The organism is Segatella asaccharophila (genome assembly GCF_054687055.1).
Map to the genome: position 1 here is coordinate 1 of NZ_BAACAN010000029.1, position 23702 is coordinate 23702.

15 protein-coding genes and 1 pseudogene are annotated in these 23702 nt (G+C 43.4%); 13 read left to right on the plus strand and 3 right to left on the minus strand.

All coding sequences use genetic code 11. The annotated features are described in order from the left end of the window. Positions 1–307 precede the first annotated feature (307 nt). Positions 308–607 carry an alpha-L-rhamnosidase-related protein gene (locus ACYRYG_RS11975; RefSeq protein WP_460198253.1) on the minus strand — a complete coding sequence of 100 codons (300 nt, stop codon included), beginning with the start codon at positions 605–607 and terminating at the stop codon, positions 308–310. A gap of 59 nt (positions 608–666) precedes the next feature. Between ACYRYG_RS11975 and ACYRYG_RS11980 the strand changes: the two are divergent. From ACYRYG_RS11980 to ACYRYG_RS12040, 13 genes and pseudogenes are all read left to right on the plus strand, one after another. Further along, a pseudogene (locus ACYRYG_RS11980) lies at positions 667–819 on the plus strand (transposase); the annotation flags it as partial. A gap of 355 nt (positions 820–1174) precedes the next feature. Further along, positions 1175–1912, plus strand: coding sequence for a type I restriction enzyme HsdR N-terminal domain-containing protein (locus ACYRYG_RS11985; protein WP_460198274.1), 738 nt, complete (start codon positions 1175–1177; stop codon positions 1910–1912). Further along, on the plus strand, positions 1876–3138 hold the full coding sequence (locus ACYRYG_RS11990) for an HsdM family class I SAM-dependent methyltransferase (protein ID WP_460198254.1): 1263 nt from the start codon (positions 1876–1878) through the stop codon (positions 3136–3138). Before ACYRYG_RS11985 ends, ACYRYG_RS11990 begins: the two co-directional genes overlap by 37 nt. Then, on the plus strand, positions 3135–4508 hold the full coding sequence (locus tag ACYRYG_RS11995) for a restriction endonuclease subunit S domain-containing protein (RefSeq protein ID WP_460198255.1): 1374 nt from the start codon (positions 3135–3137) through the stop codon (positions 4506–4508). Before ACYRYG_RS11990 ends, ACYRYG_RS11995 begins: the two co-directional genes overlap by 4 nt. 212 nt (positions 4509–4720) lie before the next feature. Further along, complete coding sequence (locus ACYRYG_RS12000) at positions 4721–5392, plus strand: CpXC domain-containing protein (RefSeq protein WP_460198257.1); 672 nt, start codon at positions 4721–4723, stop codon at positions 5390–5392. A gap of 29 nt (positions 5393–5421) precedes the next feature. After that, positions 5422–8049, plus strand: a complete 2628-nt coding sequence (locus tag ACYRYG_RS12005) for a WG repeat-containing protein (protein ID WP_460198258.1) — start codon at positions 5422–5424, stop codon at positions 8047–8049. A gap of 11 nt (positions 8050–8060) precedes the next feature. Next, a complete protein-coding gene (gene mads6, locus ACYRYG_RS12010; RefSeq protein ID WP_460198259.1) occupies positions 8061–12197 on the plus strand; it encodes a methylation-associated defense system protein kinase MAD6 in 4137 nt (1378 codons plus the stop codon). Further along, positions 12194–13471, plus strand: coding sequence for a methylation-associated defense system protein MAD7 (locus ACYRYG_RS12015; protein WP_460198261.1), 1278 nt, complete (start codon positions 12194–12196; stop codon positions 13469–13471). Before mads6 ends, ACYRYG_RS12015 begins: the two co-directional genes overlap by 4 nt. A gap of 13 nt (positions 13472–13484) precedes the next feature. Continuing rightward, positions 13485–13766, plus strand: coding sequence for a hypothetical protein (locus tag ACYRYG_RS12020; protein ID WP_460198262.1), 282 nt, complete (start codon positions 13485–13487; stop codon positions 13764–13766). Continuing rightward, the gene (gene mads8, locus ACYRYG_RS12025) at positions 13766–19261 is read left to right on the plus strand and encodes a methylation-associated defense system ATP-binding protein MAD8 (protein WP_460198263.1); all 5496 of its coding nucleotides are present in this window, start codon (positions 13766–13768) and stop codon (positions 19259–19261) included. Before ACYRYG_RS12020 ends, mads8 begins: the two co-directional genes overlap by 1 nt. Positions 19262–19265: 4 nt before the next feature. Next, positions 19266–19952, plus strand: coding sequence for a PP2C family protein-serine/threonine phosphatase (locus ACYRYG_RS12030; protein WP_460198264.1), 687 nt, complete (start codon positions 19266–19268; stop codon positions 19950–19952). 3 nt (positions 19953–19955) lie between these two features. Next, positions 19956–20501, plus strand: a complete 546-nt coding sequence (locus tag ACYRYG_RS12035; protein ID WP_460198265.1) for a hypothetical protein — start codon at positions 19956–19958, stop codon at positions 20499–20501. 126 nt (positions 20502–20627) lie between these two features. Further along, positions 20628–20903, plus strand: coding sequence for a hypothetical protein (locus ACYRYG_RS12040; protein ID WP_460198266.1), 276 nt, complete (start codon positions 20628–20630; stop codon positions 20901–20903). Here ACYRYG_RS12040 and ACYRYG_RS12045 read toward each other — a convergent pair whose 3' ends face one another. Both ACYRYG_RS12045 and ACYRYG_RS12050 read right to left on the minus strand, forming a co-directional pair. Then, positions 20904–21878, minus strand: a complete 975-nt coding sequence (locus ACYRYG_RS12045; RefSeq protein ID WP_460198267.1) for a hypothetical protein — start codon at positions 21876–21878, stop codon at positions 20904–20906. Positions 21879–22784: 906 nt separating this feature from the next. Continuing rightward, on the minus strand, positions 22785–23690 hold the full coding sequence (locus ACYRYG_RS12050) for an agmatine deiminase family protein (protein WP_460198269.1): 906 nt from the start codon (positions 23688–23690) through the stop codon (positions 22785–22787). Positions 23691–23702: the final 12 nt, after the last annotated feature.

A 23702-nucleotide genomic window follows, 5' to 3' on the forward strand; every position in this document is an offset into this window, starting at 1 on the left:
ATCACTCAACTCCAAACTCAAGAGATTCAGAGCGCAACTACATGGAGTCTCTGATCTTCCCTTCTTCATGTATAGAGTTTCCTTAATCTTTGGGTAAACTAACACGGAACTATGCTGGTGCCCCGATTTTCCCCTTAGACTTAACAGAAGCCAGAAACTCCGGTGTTTGCAATCCCGTTGTAGTACTGATCAATCCATTCTTTTCCTGTAAAGCGGTTAAGAGGTAAGGTTTCAACTGCTCATAAGTTGACAAAAGCATACGGTTATCACCGGTATAGAGATAGTCGTTCCAGGCTATCAATGCAGTCTATAGAATCCATTCAGTGGGCCATGTCGGATGATTCAAGATATAACTGTATATACGACGTGCCATCGAATATTCCCGGTCAACGCCATAATGTCTCAATTGGTTGATATAAGCATCCGCAGCATAAGACGTACGTTCTCTGTCTCCATCCACATATATTCCGGCAAAAGAAGTAGCCTTAATCGAATACTTACATAAATCATACACCCTGTTCAATGTATCATTGTCACATTTGAAAAAAGATGCTTCATCATTAAAAGGATAGTGAACCAACTCACGCGTTATATCCTGTTTTTTCAAGTTTATATTCTTGCATTCTATCTCACAGTATCTAAACGGTAACACCTCTCCGATGTAATTATGACTGCCATTTGTCTACAGGAAAAGTCAAAGGAATCAATAACAAGATAAAAGTGATGAAACGAAATGCGTATGGCTTCAGGGATGAGAGATACTTTACACTACGACTCTATGCACTGCATGATTGCCGTATCACTCGAAATGTCGGATGAACCAAAATAATCTCATCCTAAAAGACCTGTGGATTCTTTCGGCGGCCGCCGCTTAGAGGATGGGCAAAATATTAACGAAGTATTGATAAAAGCAAGACTGTTACAAATATTTTTATTAAATTTGCAACGAATGCCTATCTTATAAACAGAGCTTAAACCTACTTAGTAGTGCAACTATCTAATAATAAGCGAGTATCAGCTCTGTAGATAAAGAAAGGCTGTAAAACACATCTTGAAACGTACAACTTAAAAGGCAACTCAAACTATTGGGTGAAGCCAAAACTCAAAAAATATGGAAACAGCGCATGAGCAAAATAATGGTTCACAGTTAGTCGTACTCGAAGAAAACCAATTGGTGTGTCAGCTCACTAACCGAGTGGTCAAAGCCACTGACAAGGAGCTGACTCTTCAGTCGATGATAGCCATGATGGCAGATGAGTATGAGTTCGCACCAGAAGACATGGAACGCGACTTCAGAATGGAATATGAAGACCCGGACACTGGCAAGATGAAGAAACAAAAAGTGGATTTAGCCATTTTCGAGTCGGGGAAGCCTCATATTTCTGACAATGTCATCCGCGTTATAGTTGTGGCACGAGATGCTAAGGTCAAGGACACCGATGCCAAAAACGGTGTCAAAGCTCTGTTGGAGAATCTGCTCAGCTACAGCAACTGCGACTTCGGGTTATGGACCAATGGCGAGGACTTGCGCTATCTCCATGTTTTTGAAAATGAATTCGGACAGCCTGATACGGAAGAGTTGACCGATTTTCCTGCTGCCGACCAGACACTAGAAGACATGGTGAAGGAAGGCGACCGTGCCATCCCCCGTACTCCGGCCAACGAATCATTGGTCAAGACCTTCAAGCGCTGTCATGATTATATCTATGGCAATGAGGGCCACAAGAAAGATGCCTTTTGGGAACTTCTGAACCTTATCTTCTGCAAGCTCTACGACGAGAAGCGCATACAGGAAGATGCCCGTAAAGGCGAAAGCTATCATCGGCGTTTCTGGGTGGGCGTGAAAGAGCGCAACACCCAGAGGGTCAGCACGCTGTGGCCGAGCGCATCAAGGGCGTATTTGAGGAGTTGAAGACAAGCCAGATCTTCAAAGACGTCTTTGATGGCAATGAGATGATCAATCTGTCTGACCGTGGCATTGCAGCCGTGGCCTCCGAGCTGGCTAAGTATTCTTTCACCGATGCAACGGTAGACGTGAAGGGTACGGCCTATGAGACTATTGTCGGTACCACACTAAAGCGTGAGGCCGGACAATTCTTTACACCGAGAAACGTCATCCGCTGTATGGTGGATATGCTCGACCCCGGAGAGGACGACCGTGTGGCAGACATCGCCTGCGGTACAGGTGGATTCATCGTCAGTGTTCTCGACCATGTACGTCATAAGATAGCCCGTCGTCTTTTCCCCGATGCTGATGAACTGCATCTGAAAGTAAAACTGAACGACATCAGTGTGATTGACGCAACAAGAGAATATGCCGAGACTAAGCTCTTTGGTTTCGACTTCGACCCAGACTTGAAGAAGGCAGCTCGTATGAATATGGTGATGGCTGGCGATGGTCATACCAACATATTCAATATCAACTCTTTGGAATATCCGAAGGGCGCACTTCCCGACGTATCAAAGGTGGCAGAAGCCGTCAATGAAAGCATCGTCAAGAGCAAGGACAGGGACTTCCCGTTCGGCACCTCCACAGACAACGCGCAGGGCAAGTTCGACATGATATTCACCAACCCGCCCTTTGGCTCCAAAGTGGAGGTTGACCCTGCCATTGCCGCCAAATACGAACTTCAAAGCAACGCCCCGGAAGTGCTGTTCATTGAGTGTGCTTATAACTTTCTGAAGCCCGGTGGCAAACTTGCCATCGTACTCCCCGATGGCATTCTCGGTAATCCGAATACAGAGAGCGTGCGTTTATGGATATTGCGGCATTTCAAGCTTTTGGCTTCTGTTGATCTGCCTGTAGAGACATTCCTTCCACAGGTAGGTGTTCAAGCCTCTTTGCTTTTCCTTCAGAAGAAAACAGCTGATGAGCAGCTCGTTGATATTGAGGATGAGGATTATGACGTGTTTATGGCTATTGTGGAGAAAGTTGGCAAGGACCGTCGCGGCACTCCTATCTACGTGAAGGACGACGATGGTGCTGAAGTGTTCTACAAGGAGGCCAAACGTTGGATTTCAATAGCCCCTAATGGCCGCGAAATGACACACTCTCGTTTTGAGCGGGTACGCCATTTGGATGACGATCTGCCTAAAGTAGCTGAGGCTTACGAGAAATTTAAGGAGGAGAGAGCATGAAAAGTACATTTGTAAAAAGCTCAGAGGTAGTCTCTCACAAAATTAGATTTGACAGTAAGCATTATCTTACAGATGATGCGTATTTAAGTATGATAATAGAGAGGCACTCAAATCAATGTGCTGTCTTGTCTGAATTGGCAGAAGTCTTTAATCCTCCAGTATTTAAAAGACAATTTTGTAAAAAAACAAATCGTTCTGTAGAATACTTCCAGAGCTCTGATGTCCCAATGTCAACAGAATCCAGTCCTGTAAATATTTATAAAGGTCAAGCAGAAAATTTAAATTTATTAGTTGCTAAAGGCGATATTCTTATAACAGGTTTTGGTACTATTGGATATACTCGTTTAGTATCCAAATGGCAGGATGGTGTCTGCTACGCAAACAATGTTTGCAGAGTTAAGACATATGATAACGTACATAGCGGCTATGTTTATGCTTTTTTATCATCTAAATTTGGATGGGCGCAATTAAACAAGAATGCTTCTGGTTCAGTTGTAAGATATATTGAAGCTCCTGGAATTAGAAAGACTCTTATTCCCAAGTTCCCCGACTCATTTCAAGCTGAGGTTGACAACTTGATTCAAGAATCGTCAAGACTGAGAGAAGAAGCTAATGACAAACTGAAAGAAGCCAAAAGTAGATTAATTGATTTCTGTAATCAGCCATTTTCCAAGAGCAATGGAATTAAATGCAACAGCATTAAAATTTCGAATATTCGGAAATCATTAAATACACGTTTCGATCCTCCTATATACATTAATGACGGCGTAGATTGGATGGCTCATATAAAGAAAGAGACTGTGTTGTTAGGTGACATCGATGTCAAAACGTGGTATCCAGGTATATTCAAACGCATTTATGTAAAGAAAGGCCTACCTTATATTAAAGGTTCTTCTGTCTTCAACATAAATCCGTTTAGATCATGCGATCATCTGTCAAGTGCTCGAACACCGATGCTCGATGAATTATGGTTGACAGACGGCTTATTATTGATAACATGTGCCGGTGCCGTAGGTCTTGTAAAAATGATAACCAAAGAGTATGAAGATAAGGGTGCCATTGGTTCTCCAGATATTATTAGACTTTCATCTAAAGATGCATTGTTTACTACAGAATATCTTTTCACGTATCTGCAATTGCCAGCAGTATATGACTATATGCAGTCTCTAAAGTATGGTTCTGTTATAGAAAGGTTTGATATTGCTAACGTTGAAACAATTCCAGTAGTTAAGCCAACTATAGAGCTTTCTGGAGAAATTACAGAATTGATAAAAGATTACAAACAGTGTATGTATCATGCCTTTAACGCTGAAGAAAAGGCAACCAAGATGGTCGAGAACGAAATTGAGAAGTGGAACAAAACCAATTGAAAATCAAGCAACGGCGTTATCGCTTTGTGAAACGTAAGATTTGATGGGACGGAACCATAGCTTTCAAGAGGCCAAAAGGCTGCTTTGACGGGTCAAGATGGGCGTGATGAATGTTGTAAGCCTATAGCAAAAGATTAGGCACTACGTAGCGAAGCATCATACGCTACTTAACAAACGACAATGAATTAGGCAGAAAAACAAAGAAGAAGAAAATGTCGAAGGTGCATAAGGAACAGATAGAATGCCCACACTGCCATAGCATTGGCACGATGGAGATGATAGACGAGGTTGATGCAGACATCAATCCCGAGCTTCGGGAGCGTGTGCTCAACGCACAGGCCTTCATCTATACCTGTCCGGAGTGTGGTTCTCGCATCCTTGTCGGCAACAGTCTGCTTTACCATGATGCACAGCATCGGTTCATCATCTTCTTCGACATGGAGCGTCCGGCGGATTATCATTATCAGGCTTTAAAACTCTCCAAGAGCATCATAGAGGATTATCCTGACTATACCTTCCGCTATGTCACCGGCCTCACAGAACTGCATGAGAAAATCCTCATCCTTGAAAATGGGTTGAGCGATGTTGCCATCGAAAGGATGAAATACATGCTAGCGCATTATTCGCATTCGGACATAGCCCGAAAAGGTTACAAGATCCGTTTTGCCAACTATGACCCGAATGACAAGGATGATTCCGAATTCGGCACACTTAGTCTCTTCTACCGTGATAGCAATGACGAGGCTTATGGTATCAAACTGAACATGCGCCTTTACTATGATTTCAAACTCGCTGTCAAACTCGACCCCAGAATGCATCCCCAAGGTTGCGTCATGGTGGATGAAGGATGGATCAGCCATCAGATGAAAGGAGGTGCCTTATGAGCTTGTTGCGGAATGAGAACATCATTCGAATGGAAGGAACAGCCAACAGCATGGTCTTTCGTAATGGGAAATGGGCCTTGGCTGATGCAGAAGGCAAGTCTTTGACAGACTTCTTGTACGACAAGATAGCTCCTCTTGGAGAAGACTATTTCAAGGCTGGCATCTATGTCAAGCCCAATGACGGCAGTCTGATAGTAGAATATCTCGACACCCGAATGGTTTATGCCATCATTGACAAGACAGGGAAAACGCATGTCGGTTTGGACAAAGGCTACAACTATATCAGTGATTTCCATGAGGGAGAGTGTACGGTGGCCAAGAATGGTCACTGCGGAATCATAGACTTCAACGGAAATCTCATCATAGCCTGTAAGTACAAGTACATACAGCCGCTTGGTGAGGGTCACTATCTGCTGTCAGCTGACGACCCTGCCAACAAATATGCCACCGTCATCGACAAGAACGGCAATGTGCTTATCCCTTCAGATATGCAATACAGGAGTATCGGCGAGTTCCATAAGGGCATTGCCATCGCCTCCCATTCTACTGCAGAAGGCTTGAGATGGGGACTGATTGATGAGCGTGGCAGATGCATGGCCAACCTCAACTATCAGTACATACAGTACTGGAGTGACGGATATTACCTCGTGGAGCGTGGCTCAAAGAAGAACCTTGTCAATCGAAAAGGAGAGCTTGTCTTGAACGAATGGTTCAATGACATTTACGAGATACATCATGGTTTCTTCATCTTTGGCAACACCATCCGTAAGACGAAAACTACCCCGACGAGATATGTGCGCGGTGTTGCTTCGGTCAAAGGTGACATCGTCTTTCCCATGATTTTTGAAAAGGCCAGGTGGTCGGACGACTATAAATATATATTCGCCGAATATGGAACGACACCTTATATACTCTCTCTTGATGGGAGCATTTATGATCCGGCCGGCAGTAATCTGCCACAGAAGTTAGAAATCAACGACAAATCTTTCCTCGAGAACACGCTTAACTGGGTGTTGCCAGGCTTACAGTTCTTCTATCGTGATACTGATGCCATCAGCAACGCAAAGCAGATCTACCATAAGGGACAGACTCTGCGTGCCGGTTTCTATGTGGATGCCACTACAAAACTACTGAAGCCCCTGCACAGGACTCGCTTCATCATCGCCTCAGCCCATGCTGCCCGACTCTTTGAGATTGACATGTATATAGAGGCAAATTCTAATGTGGGGAAATGGAATTTGGTCATATTCCACTTCAACAGCTACTTCAAGGTCATGGATGTCTATGAGACACCCACTTGTACCCAAGTATTTCTGCTCCATTTGCCGATGTCTGCAGCACTGCTGTTGGATGATACTGATTTTAACTTCATCGATAAAGCATCCGGAACTGAAAAGACTTTGACACAACTGGCAAGGCAGAGCCTTGACGAAAAATTGACGATGGACTATCATCCACGTTCTTTTGATGAAGATCTCTGCCAAAGGATGAAAGCCCCGGTGGGACTGGACAATAGACTTACACCTTTTCCCCTAAGTGCTGAACCTGAACCGTTGGATCAGAACGAGGCCGCTTTCAGCAACATGATTCATGAGATCGCCCAAGATGAGGACATCAACTATAAGGTAGAGGTTAAGGATAATTTCGATTGGACGGGGCCGGAGGGTACTGTGTGTGAAGGCTGCATCTATACGAGAGGCATTCCCGAAGACGCGAGCGGCTGCGGCAGACTGTTCAAGAAATCATTCCGCGAGCGCGTTGTCAAGGGTTATTGCGAGTTTCGCAAGACCGACTTGTTTATTCCGTCCGAGTTCGAAGAACGCCGGAAGCGAGAAACCATCGAAGCCCGTGAAAAGGCCGAGAAGCAAAGCAACGTGTTTGCCATACGACTATTGAAAGAGTTTGTAAAAGAGAAGCTCGACGGTAATATTGACAAGTTGAGAACCTACGATTTGTCCTCGCTACGGAACGAAGAGAAATATGGTAATTCAGACTTTGCACGTGCAAATATTGTCAAGGCCATTGTAGCCCTCGCCTTTGCAGATGCCTGGCCAGGTCTCAGTGTCCAGTCCATTGAGGAGTACAAGTATTGGGTAGATGCCATAAGCGATAATACCCGACTCCTTGGGGCAAGGATCCTCGACATGTATTACAAGGGTCTTGAGAGCTGGGATGCCCCGAAAGAACTGCAGCAACGTGCATTGGACTGTGGAAAGCTATTCTACAGCGTTGGTGACCTTATTGTCTGGCCGAACAAAGCGAATGATGACAAAGAGACTTTCGACAGCTATTTAGAAGGTACAAGATGCCGAGGTTATATGGATCAGTTCTTGTATGCGATATATTGCGTCATGACTGGCCAATCAAGGCAGGATTCCCATATGAAGGGTCTGCTGTACAAGAACAGAAAGGTAATGACAGCATACAAAGGGTATGATGGGTTCAAGAGATTTGTTGACAATCTGTTGCTGACATATTTCGTCGATGAAGAATACCAGCCGAAGCACATCTTCGCTGGAGTCTGGAGCTACATGAAGGGGCTGAACCAGCAGACATACTTCAAGGCTATAGATGAATATATAGATTTCTGCAACGCTTTCATCCCCAAGCGTGCAGACAAAATAATAATGAAGTTAAAGCGTTTGTTAGACAACTAAAGACTATAAATATGGCACAACTATCAAGGCCCTTGCATGACGAGGGACCAGTAAATAGCGGTGAGAAGAGGTTGCAAAACTACCTCGTCAATAACCTGCCTGACAACTACTATGTGGTGCCAAACCTCAATTTGGCAAGCACCAGCCGCCATGTTACCAAATATTGGGAATATGACGTGATTGTGGTGGCTCCACATGCAGTGTACCACATAGAGAACAAGGACTGGGCCGGAAATCTTGAAGGAGATGATTATGCCTGGTTCCGCAGTGGGCAGGAAGTGGCCAATCCTCACAAGACCGCAAACCTGAAGAGTCGTGTACTCGCATCGAAGATAAAGAGTGCGCATCCCGACTGGAACTTTGGGCAGATTATCACGCTCGTTACGCTGAGCAACCCGATGCAGACGAAGTTTGGGCTAGACCCCAATGGCGAGACCTACAAGCAGACATTCTTGTTGAATGAGAAACTTATAGAGTTTATCACCGATTTCGATGAGATAGGACGTAAGGAAGACTATATTTCCAAAGTTCAACAGCCACTTGTGGAGTTTCTTACAGGACAGTCAACATCACGCAACTATGCCAAGACTGAAATCTTCAACTACAAGATTGTCGAGACGCTTCAGCAGACTGACGAGTTCACCGAGTATCTCTGCGTGCCCAAACTCATCAATACTGCCCAGTACAAGATACGCGAATACCCTCTTGATGTAGAAGGCAAGAGCAAAAAAGAACTGGAGAAATTCAGCCTGCAACTAAATAATGCCTACATAGCGCAGGAAAAGATTGGCTCGTCGCCTTTCATTGTCAAGACTGAATATCGCACCAATGAAGAGAATACCTATTATTATGAGATAAGCCGTTACCAAGACGAAAGTTCGCTAAAGGCAAAACTCCGTATCAAAACCTTCAAGCAGTTGGATAAGGTAAACATCATCCTTGATGTAGCACGTGGTCTTGCCACAGCACATAAGGATAATGTCTTCCATCGGAATGTATGCCCGGAGAATATCTATGTCTACGATGGTGGTCACGCTGCTATCGCCAACTTCGGTATGGCATGGTTTGTAGAGCATATCGACAAGAGCTTTACTGTAGCCAATTTCAGTGGTGACTCGCCCTATACGGCTCCAGAGTTGATTGGAAAAGATAGCGATGCCTTTGCCTCTACCGACTTATACAGTCTTGGAGTCGTCTTCTATGAGCTGATGACGGGAAAATTGCCGTTTAAGGATGTCATAGCTTTTATCGCCCAAGGAGGTGTGCTGACAGAAGACCAGTTGCCCAGCCATGTCTGCAAAGACCTTCCCCAGTGGATGGATGAAGTGGCCAAGCATACCATTGTGGAAGAGCCTGATGAAAGATGGACTGACGAGAAGTTCATCGATTTCATAACGAAGTCCATCGAAAGTGGGCAGAAAACACCTTCGCCAACCATAACTTCCACAAAAGACAAGGTGTACTTTCTAAAGGACATGAAGCCCGGCTTGAAGATTTCACCCTCACTCACCTTGCATGAGATGCTTGGTAAGGGCGGTTTCGGAAGAGTGTTCAAAGCTCACCATGACTTGCAGAACTTAGACTTTGCGGTAAAGATATTCGAGCGTGACTCGTCCGTTGACAATGCCATCAATGAGTTCGAGGCGTTGAAGAAGCTTGACCATCCAAACATCGTCAAATTCGTATGGAATGACCGCACCAACCAGGGACTGTTCTATACCTGTATGGAACTGCTTGAGGGTGAGAACCTGCAGAACTATGTAGAAGGAGACCTGCGCTTGCCGGTGGACGAAATCTATAATATGGCAGTTCAGATACTCTCCGCATTGGTGTATATGCAGGGTAAAGTACCGCCAGTGTTCCATCGGGATATAAAACCGAGCAACATCATGTGGGACAGGAAAAACACATTCAAGCTGATAGACTTCAATATCTCTACGACTACCGACGACAAATCATTTGCAGGAACTCAGCTATATATGGCTCCTGACCTTATCAAGTCGAGCCATGAGATAGATTGGGATTGCAGCGCAGACACCTTTGCCCTTGGCATTACCATTTACCAACTATTCACTCATGCTCGTCCTTGGAGTGGTGGCGACTCGCGCCCTAAATTGATGCAAGAGCCGACAAACATACGCAAGTATAACGATAAATTGTCGGACAGAATGGCCGACTTCGTTATGAAGAGCATCATTACCGATAAGACCAGGCGTTTTACATCGGCAAAGGAGATGCTTGCTGCTTTGGAGGAAATCGGTAAGGACGGTATCCTTAAGAACACCAACAAGGTAATGACCTTCAATAATAAGGAAGTTGAAACCGACTATGTAGATTATCTAAACTCCCTCTACAGTCAAAGTCATCATGGCAACAGCGGTACACGCGCAGGCAGCCGCCAGAATACTTATGACGACCTTACCTATAGCGAAACCAAACTTGACAAGGAGCTCATTACAGACATCAAGGCTTTGAAATACCGGCTCATCATCATAACGGGTAATGCAGGGGATGGTAAGACAGCCTTCATTCACCGCATAGAGGACATCGGCGTAAACAAGGAGGCTATTGGCACCAATAATGGCTCAACGTTTGAAATTGACGGATTGAAATTTACCTCCAACTACGATGGTTCCCAAGACGAGGAAGAAAAGGCCAACGATATGGTACTATCAGACTTCTTCCGTCCATTTAACGACAAGGAGGACTTCAGGGATGTTCCTGTAGGACGAGTTATTGCCATCAATGAGGGACGTTTGGTTGACTTTCTTTCCACCCATGAGAAACTGCGTGCCCTGCAAGACAACATAGAGGATTACTTCTACAAGGAGGGACACACCGATTTGATTCCGGGTCTGATGGTCATCAACCTTAACCTCCGTTCTGTCACTGCTCGTGATGATGTCAATAAGACTCCAAGTCTGCTTGCCCAGCAAGTAAAAAAGTTGACGCGTCCCGACTTGTGGACGAAGTGTGTAGGCTGCCCCGTTGCCGACCGTTGCTACATTAAATATAATGTAGATACATTCCAAGACAGCAGTGTTGGAGATGAGGTCATCTTGAGACTTGAATGGATAGTAAGGCTTATCGTCTATAAACGTGAGTTGCACATTACGATGCGTGACTTGCGCTCGATGATAGCGTGGATGCTTACTCGCGACTACTCGTGCGACGAGGTTAAACAACTGATAGAGTATGTCAAGACAGAAGACCTGCCGGAATATTATTGGCAGTATTATTACTTCAATGTAACAGCTCCAGCGATTGGCATTGAACACAAAGCCTTCTCGCTGCCGCCATTGTCTTCTTCAGACAGACTTGTAAAGTTGCTTCGCGAAACGGATATAGCAGAAGTCGCACTGCCAGCTTTTGACCGAGACTTGTATTATAAGGACAAGGAGACAGAGAAGTATCTTACATTTAGTGACCGCAAACGTTCGCTGTTGGCAGAGTTTAACAATGCCAAAGCCATTCTCCCTTCGTATGAGGAGAAAGACCCTGTTGTAAGACAGGTTCAGGCCTTGAGGGAGAAGACGTTCATACGCCATCAATATTTCGAGGGCGCATACGTTGACGGCTTTGATTTCCATCGCCGCCTACCTTATCGTCATACAACAGACTTCTATAAGCAGCTGAATAACGAGAGTGCCAAGGATTTAGCTGAGACAAAACAAACCATTGCAAAAGCCATATCAGCCAGCGAGGGTTGTGAAAATGCGAACATGACCAGCGATTATCTGCTGCTTGCCAGCAGCAATGCCAAAGACCCAATATCCAAGAGCTACAGACGTTTCCCCTTGGATGAGTTTGAGTTGTTTGTGAACAAGACTGAGCATTTAACTCGATATATCGAGTATGAAAGCGACAGTCTGACTTTCCGTCACAAGAAAGACCAGTTCATTCAACTGACGGTCGGTCTTGACCTTTTTGAGATGTTGCAATACATCGATGAAGGATTCAGTCCGTCGGTCAATGACCTTCGTGGAAAGTTCATAGAACTGCAGATATTCAAGAATCTGTTGGAAGCAAAGACATACTCGGAGATTCTCGTCACCAAGGACAACCGGCGATTCGCTGTTGTCAAGCTTGACGACCAGAAACGTATTGTCGTAGAACCATTAACGATAGGAAAGGAGGTAGAAGCATGAGCCAAATACTGAAATTAAAAAGAGGATCGGTCGCTGGCGGATTCATGAACAAGGATATACTCTTTGTCGATGTGAAGAGTGTACGCCTTGACCGTGTCCTGACCAACCTGTTTCTGAAGATGTATGCCAACGGAGCACCGTTAAGTCCCGTTGTAAGGAGAGGTGGTTACGACATTGAGAATATCGAAGAGATTTTATGCAAGCTCGAAGAGAAAGGAAAGTTCAAGGGTGTTGCGGCCAATTTGGGTGCCGTAGAAGACTGGTTAAGAAGTTCCTTGCTCGAAATGGTCAATCGTGGCAATGTCGTGAAAGAACATGTCGCAACGCTAAAGCCTCTTCATCTGCTGAGTTGGCGGCTGCAGAATACCAAGTATTGCCGTGACTACCGTGCCTCTGACCAACTCTATCTAATGCTGCATAGCAACCCATCTGTTATGGCTGGCCTCGTCAGCTATCTTAGCAAAGGATGGGACAAGCATTCAGGCAACATCGTAAGCTCGGAGAACCTTGATGTAGATACTACTGGCATTCTCTATCTTACCCAGCCGATGAAGGAGAAGAATGGGGTTGTGAAAGTTGTAGAACCAACTCCACAACCATTCCTTAAAGAACAAGCAGCATTGTTCTGTGATGACATTCGTCGGTTACTTCTTTATAAAGATGTTCTTCCTCGGACTGTCTTCATAGATTATCTCCGCATTCTGTGTGGTTTCCATCTGTGTCTTTACACATTGAAGCTTGTTTACCTCCTTCCCAAGATGGTCGCTGCTGGGACAAGAGACATTACCGACGACTGGTCGATGGTTGTTGATGTTACAGACAACCTTGACAGTCCCGTAGCTCCATACGCGTGCAGCGATATGGAAAAAACGGAAAATGGATATGGTAGATATATACGGGCCACCTATATGATTGACTATATCCAAAAACGCAAGGGATGTAGTGTTGACGACGCATTGCGTATATTAGCGAATGACAATTATCATTCGGATGGCTATTATGAGTCAGACTTGAATAATATACGTGACGGACTTCCCAAATCAAGTGAGACGGAGTTCGACCAAGAAGATTTGAAAGAAATGCTGGAGTTGTTCCCAGAAGATGATTACTTCGACAAGCTGATACACATACTTGAAAAATCAAACTTGGGGTGCAAGCCAACTACGCTTTACAAGAGACTTTGTAGATTCTGTCTCTATGAAGAACACCCCTTCCAAGCTACTTGCCGACAGCCGTTCACGCCGTCATCCACGTCGTGGAGCGTTAGGTTCTAAGTTGTTGGAAACCTTGGTACAATTACTTGTCATTCAAGACAAGCCAAATGGTGGCTTTGAGACGAGATCATTGTCTATCGACGAACTTGTGGAAGAGATTCGCAACCGATATGGTCTCATCATCAACGGTCTTGCAGAAGAGCGATTTGCTGAGACTGGAGTTGAAGCCAATGAAGCCTTCCGAATAAACATGGAGGCTTTCAAGGACAAGCTCCGCCAGATAGGTTTCTATACGGATATGAGCGATGCCTATATCCTACAGAAGATTCGTCCACGTTATAAATTGGAAAGCTAATGAATGCGCAAATAAACACAATATATTACGATCGCTTCTTACAGCACATTGTAGAAAGCTATACCCCCTTGCTAAAATCTGCAAAGGACGGTCACTGCATGAAGATAACGGGGCTAGCTATGAAAGAGTTGACAAGACTCCTTCCGATGCTTCGTCCCATCAACCCAAATGTCTCTGTATATATTCTTTCAGAGACTGAGAATGGCGATGAGTACATCCATGCATCTAAGCTAATAGAGCTGCGCAATGACCCGGAAAAGTCAGTGCTCATTCTCGTTCCATCGAATAGCCGCACATCTGCAGAAGATTCATACGGAGACGCAACATTCCAGAACCTTTCTGTAGCTGAACTGCAAGACTCTTTCTTAGACTCCTTGATCAGCGACATTCCACAGGATAAGTTGCATTGGTGGACCCAAATATGGGAGTTGCTGAAAGAAATAACAGTTACAAATGCTGCATTAACGAATTATATCCTTTACCTTGAACTTCACGACTACAGTGATGAAGCATGGGGTAACGGTCTTTATCTGTTTGGACTTGTGCCTGACAGAGAACTTATTAAGGATGCTTCCTCTATAAGGCGCCGGTTCATGATCAACTTGGAGAAAGTCTCTTCAGCCTTGGGCGATTTTTCTGTGACGGCTTCAGACAGAATTATGGAGCTACCATTAAAGAAAAATACCAAGCAACGGGAGCTGATGGCTTATCTTACTGGTGAAGGTGACTTTGATGACAGTCTTTCGCTTTTTGAGGACATAGAAGAAAACCATCCGGAGTTCAACTATGCTGCATTACCATTAAATATAGATGACAAAGGAGACATATTTATCAGAGTTGACATACAACCGGGCAAAGACCAGAAGAAAGAACTTGTAAAGTCTGATGATGGCTCCTACGTTATCAACATTGTGCAAGACAAGAAAGGAAAAATTTCCTTTAAGGTCACAACAGACCCTTCTCCCAAGGATGATCCTGATATCGTAGCCTTTGAGATAGCCATCATTCGCGTGGAGGACTTCTCTGAGTGGGGTGTCTTGAAGAAGACCAAGGTCGGCAAAAACAAGAACGGCAGCAGACGTATGTCTGTAAGTCTGCCGTTCGGAATGCTTGAAGATGGCGAATACATGCTTCGCGTCAGGGCTGTTGACGAGAATGATATCGTGCTTCCAACAAAGAAAGTATTCAGAGAGGAAAGAGTCCAGGCTTCGTGGGAAGATGCGTTGGAGGAAAATCCTAATCTCAACATCGACCAATACCGCACGGATAACCATGTGGCCTATAGCAATGAGTCTGAGGTGTTCTCTGTTATCACTTCAGAAGATCCGGTAGATGCCAGTAGCACAGTGGACAAACGTGCCAAAGTTGACAGCATTACCCAAGCGCTTATCAACTATCGAATTTCCCATCTTATAAAGAAAGAAGCACTGGAGATACCCGACGACAACATAGACAGGAATGCATGGAAGAAAGGCAATCTGAACAATACGTATCAGTTTGACTTCGGTACATCGTATGCCTATCAGATTCAGTTACCGAAGAAGCTCATACAACTTGAACGTTGCTTCCTTGACCATGAAGACCAGTTCGGATTTGTCGAAGCTCAGCTCAGTGCCAATCCAACTGATATCAAGCTTCTTGACCCGACAGACACCGCTATTCAAACGCCCAAGTTCATTAGTGCCACGAAAGTGGACATTCCAGATGATTTGGCCGCTCTTAGACAAGACTTGTTCGTGCTCATCAAAGAGTCAGCAGCTGACGAGGGTGAAAATGCTGGCCTTACCTGCACCTTCGATTTTGCTAAGAATATTGCAATCGTCAAGAACTACTTACTGTCTTATACAAGTTGGCTAAATGCTTTGGCAGACCAAGACCTTGATGAAGAATCCTTAGCAGAGGTTCAGAACTTGGACACCGTTCTGCTTAAAGTGGAAATGCCAGATGCTACGGGCAAGTTTACGAATGTTAAGCTAATCACCCCACTGCATCCGCTCCGTCTTGCTTGGATTGTCAATCTTTATGAGCTATACCAGGATTGGGAAGAACGTACCCAAGAGGACTTCAAGCGATACAAATCGGCATGGTATAGAAAACTTGACAAGTTATTCCAAGGAGAATTACCTCTTGACGTCGCTCCGCTTGTGCTTACAGACAAGTCGCTGGAGCAGGCATATCAATACATAGGTGAACTTACCTACGGTTGGGGTGCGTACTCACAGCCTCTCTTTACAGAAGAGAATACATTTGCCGGCAGCTACCGTCAGCTAAAGTCATATGTGTCAACATTACTGAACATCACACAGGACAAGCGAATAGATAGCGATGTTAGCGCAGCACTGGTAACAAGACATCTTGTGAATTATGTCCTGTCCCATCCTTATACCAACAAACTCGTCATCAACCTGTTCAATGCAGGTGATGCATCTGTGTTTGCCAAAGCACTGGTGACTCTTGAAAAAATAGGATTGGGGGGTGAGTTGTCCTACGAGATCAGACTATTCTCTGACGAGAACGTCCTTATGTCTGGAGAAGCTTTCCGTGATTTGCTTGATCCGGAATCTCAGATTGCAGAAGAAGCAGAGGTGTTCTCACAGGCATCAGCAAACAGACTATTCCCCAAGCTCCGTTTCTCTCTGAATAAGATAGAAGAGTTCATCAATAATCACGACAAATATCAAGCACATCTGTCGTTCTTAGTCAATCCGTTTGCAGTACATACGGAACTGGTACGTCCTGATGAACTTAGTCGCTCTTTCTATTTGAACGGAACCATCTGCCGCGATGTCATAGACTCGCACAGAGAAGGCAAGGCATGGATATGGAATCGTTATGTGTCAAACAAAGTCATTCCAAATCCGGTGAACGAATTCTCCAATACCGAGGTTAATATTTTCGGTAAGTTGCAGGATGCAACAAGTAAGTTGCTCTCCACGACACAAAAGGAGTCGATACCAACCACTACGCTGCGCCTTCAAGAAAAGGACACCATGATGATTGGCTTTGTTCATGACTGTAGCGACTGGGTGATAACGTTCGACAAGAACATGGGACCAGAGTTCTATGACCTGCCTTGTACAGAGAAAAACGATGTGCCTTATCTCTTAGACTATGTTCCCGGCGAGGAGACAACAGGTATTTCATCTTATCTGACCGCAAGACCCACCAGCGAGATTGCAGCCTTTGTAGTGCCATTGTTCAAAGACTATGGCATAGATCTGACACAATATGACAACTTCAAGGAAATTCTTGAGGACATACGTTCTGTGAGCAGTTCTATCATCATGCAGGTGAATGCCACGAAATCCAAGGCTTTTGAGGTGATAGGGACAACACTTTGCAAACGGTTCCTTGACAAGAAACATATCACTAAAGAGTCTTTCCTTATTCCTATAGACTTGCATAAGGAGTTGTTTGAGGATTTGGATTCACAGTCCAAGGAACGCGCCGACAATCTCGTGGTGAAGATGAATCCTGATAAAAAGGAGATCGTCTTCACTGTAGTAGAGATCAAATGCCGCAATGCGGTCTATCAAAAAGACGAATTACATGCCAAGATAGTAGAGCAGATTCAGAATACGATACTGGCGTTAAAGAGTCATTTTGAAATTGCCACAGATGGCCATGACCGTCTTGACAGAGAACTGAAAACTCTCGAACTGCGTACGCTGTTAGAGTTCTACATACGCCGTTCGTTGCGCTATGGTCAACTGGACCCTAACGTAGCACAAAGCTATCTCGAATTCTTGAGTAAGCTGGATGATGGTTATACCTTACGGTTTAAGCAACTTGGCGTTATCTTCGACTTCCAACAGACTGAGAGACAGAAAAAAGATTTTTACGGTGAAGCCGTGGTATATACAATGGGAGACCCCGTAATAACGGAAATCCTTGACAAAAAGAGTCCGCTTGACACTAAGTATCTTGAAGATAAAGATAAGGAGTTTGTAGACTTTTTCGAGCCAACAGATATAGTGACAAGCGGGGATAGTATTGAGCTGAAAAAGCCCCAGGATGAAGTGCATACACACGTAGACACTGTGGCAGACGGTTTATCTCCCCAACCAATACAGACGATAGAGAGTCAGCCTTCAGTTAAGTTCGATGAACATGAGGATGACGAGAATCCTGTTGAGTCAGAGACGACCTCCAAGCCAGTCGCATCTGTGCCTACCTCAGATCAGGAAAAGTCAACGACTCAACCAGAGCAGCAGACTACCGTAGAGCCTCCATTCCGAGTAGAGCCCAAACAACCCGTAGCTGCTGACCCGAACTATGTCAAGCCATCATACGACCTGATGATAGGCGCAGGGCAAGAGACCCCACAATATGGCATCTTAGGTAAAATGGTGAGCAATGGACGCAAGGTCGCTTTGGACTTAGATGGTTGTAACACCATTAGCCTTTTTGGTGTTCAAGGTGCTGGCAAGAGTTATACCATCGGTTCTGTAGTGGAAATGACGCTCAAGCAGTTCTCTAACATCAATGTGCTGCCATCACCATTGGCTGGTGTTATCTTCCACTATAGTGACAGTATGGATTATGCGCCGGAATTTACTTCAATGGTTTATCCAAATGACGAAGCCAGACAGCTGGCAAAGCTCAAAGCAGAATACGGAGCAGAACCGGGAAGCATAAAGGATGTGGTGCTGTTGGCTCCAGAAAGTCAGGTAGAAACTCGTAAGGCTGAATACCCAGACTTGGAGATTCATCGCATCGGTTTCGATTCTTCAGAGCTCGGTGTGAAAGAATGGATGTTCCTGCTAGGTGCAATGGGCAATGACTCCACGTATATCAAGGAGTTGAAACAGATTATGAAGGGCTGTAGAAATAACATGTCACTGGAAAACATCCGAAAGGGCGTTGAGAACAGCCCATACATGTCAACATCTCAAAGGACACTGGCAACACAAAAACTCGATTTTGCTTCTGACTACATCACTGATGGCGTAAAACTCCAGCAGCTCATGAAGCCTGGGCGGTTGATTATCGTGGACTTACGTGATGAATTCATAGAGAAGGACGAAGCATTGGGCTTATTCGTTGTTATGCTGAACATATTCTCTAATGCAAAAGCTGTAAACGGACAGAAGTTCAACAAGTTCATTGTCTTTGACGAGGCACACAAGTATATGAACAATAAAGATCTTGTGGACTCCATTACGACTGCTATTAGAGAAATGCGACATAAGGGCGTGTCAATCATGATTGCCAGCCAAGATCCGATGAGCCTGCCTACGGAAATCATCGAATTGAGTTCCATCGTCGTCTTGCATAGGTTCAGCTCACCAGCTTGGGTCAAACATGTGCAGAAAGCCATTACCCCACTACAAACATTGACTGCCACAGAGATGGCTCAACTGGGCTCAGGCGAGGCTCTTGTCTGGGCAAGCAAAGCTACGGATAAAACCGTAACTATGCGTCCGATAAAGATAAGTATTCGTCCACGTGCAACCAAACACGGTGGTGATACAATTTCTGCGGTTAACAAATAATTGAATGGAGATTTACCAATATACAAACAAAGGCCAAAGAAAGGAGAACCAGGACTATACAGTCTATAAGGTTCTCCCCTCTGGTGACAGCATATTCGTAGTTGCCGATGGCATGGGAGGCTATTCTTGCGGAGATGTAGCCTCTCATGTTGTTGGTGATGCGATCGTTTCCTATGTAGAAGCAAATATCGATAAGTATACACCACAAACTTTATTGGAGAATGCCATCAAAGGGGCTAATGAAGTCTTACAGCAGAAGAGTCTATTCCTAAATGTCAGTAAAATGGGAACAGTCGTGTCGGTAGCAATGATAATAGGCGGCGAAGTTTACATTACATGGCTTGGAGACAGTCGAGTCTATCTATTCGATGGAGACAATATGGTTTTCAAGACCGAAGACCACTCTTTGCTCAATGAGATCAAGACAAAAAGGCCATTAAGTGCATCCACCATCGAAAGATATGCTGGAGTTGTAACTAGATGTATTATGGGAAATGATGACTTGGGGGAAATTCCCGTGAAAGTGATACCCATCTGTAAGGGTGAAACGATAGTACTTTGTACAGATGGCTTCCATAAGGAAATGGATATTCAATGGGCTCTGAAGTATAATTCCGCTTTAAAAGAGACGCTGGATGCCAAATCCAACAAAGCATCCGATAACTATTCATTCATAAAAGTCACTATTTAAAATATGATATTGAGTCAAGACATAATCAAGGACATCAAGAAAAAGTCTAATTTACTGTTCGACAATGCCGCTGATTTTAACGTTCTTACGGAAAAAATCAGCAAAGAGACTGGACGTACTATTGGACTAAACACTATAAAAAGGCTTTTCGACTATATAGATGACGACCGCAAAACGAGCCAATATACCTTGAATACCCTTGCATTATATCTTGGCTTCAGCGACTGGAAGGAATATTCTGGTTCAAAAAACCTTGATAGCGATTGGAACTTTGATACAGACAAAGTTCTAATAGCAGAACAGACTACTGGGGCAAAAATTCATGTTAAGTATCTTGATAGAATCATCACATTTGTAGTTACCGAATATGACAATCAGAAGGTTCTACGAGTGGAGAAGGCTGAAAATAGTAGTTTGAAGGTAAACGACATTCTGTTTGTGAACAGTCTTCAAGCTGGGAATATTATTGAAGCCGATAAAGTCATCCGTGGTAAGAATATTGGAAATTACCGAACACATGGTGAGATATCGGAGATGCACATAGAGTAATATTCAGATTGAATGGACAAAAATGGATGGCTTTACTTGTTTGAAGTAAAAGAATTTTTGTCTAAATTTGCAGTGTTACTTAAACTGACATGCTTATGATAAGGCATTGAAGATGTTATAAGAATAATGATAGAAGCTCATGAAGGACAGAAGGATTTAGACGGCAAGCCCGAAATCCTCCACCCTTTAGCTGTAGGCCTCGCAGGAACAAACCGGGAAGAAGTTATTACCGGCTTCTTGCACGATGTTGTAGAAGATTCTAAGTTGACATTAAAAGATCTTTGTAAAAGGGGTGTTGAAGAGAATGTCATTAACGCTTTAAAGCTTCTTACTCATGATAAGAGCAAGTCAACATACGAAGAATATATTAACAAAAGAACAAATATTTCCACTCTGGGATAATCATGCCGATAAACTATCAGGAAAGGAACCGGCACTTACCTGTTTTTCTTTCTCATATACAGCTTTTACCAGACTATCGAGTTCTTTGACTAATTCATTATCAATCAAATAATTTCCCGGGCCGCTGCAGGCTTTATTAATTTCCTTCTTTAAATCGAATCTTTGTTTAGGTGTCTGACTGCCATTCCTGAAACACTTATCGAACAGTTCCATTGTTTTATCAGTCCCGCCATTGTCAAACAGAAGACATGACTTTCCTGCCTGATAAAGATCCCGTGTGGTCTTTACCTTTTTAAAATTTAGAACTTTATGATTATTTTTCTTAATCCTGCAATAGAAGGAATACCATTCACATAATAAAGAATCCAGCACAGAACCATTATACAAGTCTTCAACTAAAATATTCATGGGTTGCTTTGAATAGGAAAAACCTCTTTTATATTGTATTTCATACCTTAACACCGGCGTTTTCTGGCTGATTTCCGGTCTTTCCTTTTGTTTCTCTAATTTTGGAGGTTCATAAAAAAACAGCTCCTTGACCTTGCCGATTTTATACTGAAGTTTATCCGGCGAAATAATTCTGTTTGCATTATCGAGGGATTCCAGGAAGCTGAAATAGTTTTGCACCGGATTTTGCATTATAAAATCATATCCGAAATTAATGCCTGTAATGCTTGCCCGAGAAATGGGAAGGCCCAGCTCTGCTGATAATGTACTTACAGACTCTTTAATATTCTTTTTTAAGTTCAACAGGCCCGGCAGACTGTTGCCACGCTGACATTCAGAAAAATCCAAATTTGGAATCGTCATGCCGGCGTTCCCTTCCACCATTTCCTTGTCACGAAAATGACTGTACCTGACATCATTCTGCACATTGCCAGCTTCCGTTTTTATAACTTCCTTATAACGTTCTTTCCCGCATAGGTGCTTATCCTCACAAAGTGTCTGAGGCAAGAATAAATTGATTTTCAACATATTAATATAAAAAAAGATATATTTTGATTTTCCATAGTTCTGATTCACTCTGAACCAGACCGTGGTTTGAGAATTGAATCTCCTCATCCCGAATTGATCCAAACATCCAGCAGACAGGACTTTCCGGATTCCGGCATCTCTGCCTGTTACAATCACATTGTTCCTTATTTTCCTTTTTCCTTTCATTTATATTTTCTTATTTATCCTCCAATTCTTCTTTTTTCTCTCTCTTTCTAAAATTATACTCTCTAAAAGTTTTTTTACTGCAAAAAACGGGGGGAAATTTCAATAAAAATTGATAATAATCTTTTTTTCAGCAAAAATTGCCGAAAAAATCCAGAAAGGATCAGGAAATTGAAGGATATAAGGATCATGATCAGATAAAAAAATCATATGTTATCTGGTAGTCCAGAATTCCTGAGAATGTAATTTATTTCTCAAACAGAAATTGAAGACAATTATACAATACGGCAAATGCTTTCTATCTAATAATCGATAAAGGAGACAACAAGAGTCAACTTCAGGCGGAGGAAACGGGATACTTGAAAGTGCATCTTCTCCGGCAGAACGGATTCATCCTTTCATGTCTGGAAAGACAGATAAAACTCCCGGAGATGAACGGTCCAGAAAACTTGTGTTCAGTAATAAAAACACCATGGGAAAGGCTGCTATTTTTCTATAGTTAGCCCAACTGAGGAATAAAAGAAGCCGCTGACTTTTCGAGCGGAGTTGAAGTTAAAAGCGAACAATGAATATCAGACTTCAAAATCTGTATTCTTATTAAACATCTGATATTCTCTGTTTATAACAGCTATAAAATTGCAGAAAACATCCTGGAATCCAGCATCTTTGAGCAACTTTTTATAAACCAGTTCTTGACCAATGTACCGACTTTTTAAAGTAGGCTCAGTTACAATAAATATTCCAACTAATACAGTTGAAAGCTCCGCCTCCATATTTGCCATTGGCTTTTATAATAGGGAGAAGATTAATTGGGAATATTTTACATTCAGGATAATAAGTTTCTAATTTCTTCTCAGCCAATTCGTCTTCCTCTTGAAAATCTTGGTTAGGCCCGGAAACCTGTGGCATAAAAATCTTATTTCCAATGCGAAGGAAATTCAAGTAAGCCCAATCATTTACTCCATGATACTTTTTGCCAGTCGCACTCAAATCCATTTCCTCTACTTGAAGTTGATGGCCTTTCAATATGTCAAGGATCTCTTCTCGTAACCAGGTCTGGCCGGCATGATTACAAAAATTATTAATAAGCACCGTATCGTTGTCTACGCACCGGACCATGCTGTCTACGTGACCGCAGTAATCCCATTCATCAGCTGTGTTCCATGGAATAAAGATGAGTTCCGCTCCATTGAAGACTCTATCTAATTCATGGATAATTTCCTTGCGAGTCTTGTTAATGCGCCTATTTTCTTGAATGAGCTTGTCAGTCATGATAATCTTATCTCCACACTTGATAACGTTGCCGCCATCGATAATCAAATCGGTTTTTATTATTTGCATGTCAGGCAATAAATCTTTCGAACTTCTGTAAACGGATTCCCAATCAGACTTTAGATGCTGATATTTTTCTTCTTGCAGGTAATCCGGATTGTATTGATATGTCACGAATTGATTCTCTGAAATCTGAATAGGCATGAAATCACGTACCCAAATATCTTTAGTAGCCTCAAGATAAACAGGAGTTACTCTTGCTTTAATCAAACGAGGAGCTACAGTATCTTTCCAAATTTTTCTCCACTGTATGCGCTTAGAGAAATACACACGGTTTGTTTCCTTATCTGTTATCATAATCAAAGTTTA

Bases quoted from the DNA above. Each gene is read 5' to 3' on its own strand.
- ACYRYG_RS11995 (WP_460198255.1), top strand. From the start codon at position 3,135: ATGAAAAGTACATTTGTAAAAAGCTCAGAGGTAGTCTCTCACAAAATT.
- ACYRYG_RS12035 (WP_460198265.1), top strand. From the start codon at position 19,956: ATGATATTGAGTCAAGACATAATCAAGGACATCAAGAAAAAGTCTAAT.
- ACYRYG_RS12040 (WP_460198266.1), top strand. From the start codon at position 20,628: ATGATAGAAGCTCATGAAGGACAGAAGGATTTAGACGGCAAGCCCGAA.
- ACYRYG_RS12030 (WP_460198264.1), top strand. From the start codon at position 19,266: ATGGAGATTTACCAATATACAAACAAAGGCCAAAGAAAGGAGAACCAG.
- mads8 (WP_460198263.1), top strand. From the start codon at position 13,766: ATGAATGCGCAAATAAACACAATATATTACGATCGCTTCTTACAGCAC.
- ACYRYG_RS12045 (WP_460198267.1), bottom strand. From the start codon at position 21,878: ATGTTGAAAATCAATTTATTCTTGCCTCAGACACTTTGTGAGGATAAG.
- ACYRYG_RS12015 (WP_460198261.1), top strand. From the start codon at position 12,194: ATGAGCCAAATACTGAAATTAAAAAGAGGATCGGTCGCTGGCGGATTC.
- ACYRYG_RS12050 (WP_460198269.1), bottom strand. From the start codon at position 23,690: ATGATAACAGATAAGGAAACAAACCGTGTGTATTTCTCTAAGCGCATA.
- ACYRYG_RS12005 (WP_460198258.1), top strand. From the start codon at position 5,422: ATGGAAGGAACAGCCAACAGCATGGTCTTTCGTAATGGGAAATGGGCC.
- mads6 (WP_460198259.1), top strand. From the start codon at position 8,061: ATGGCACAACTATCAAGGCCCTTGCATGACGAGGGACCAGTAAATAGC.
- ACYRYG_RS12000 (WP_460198257.1), top strand. From the start codon at position 4,721: ATGTCGAAGGTGCATAAGGAACAGATAGAATGCCCACACTGCCATAGC.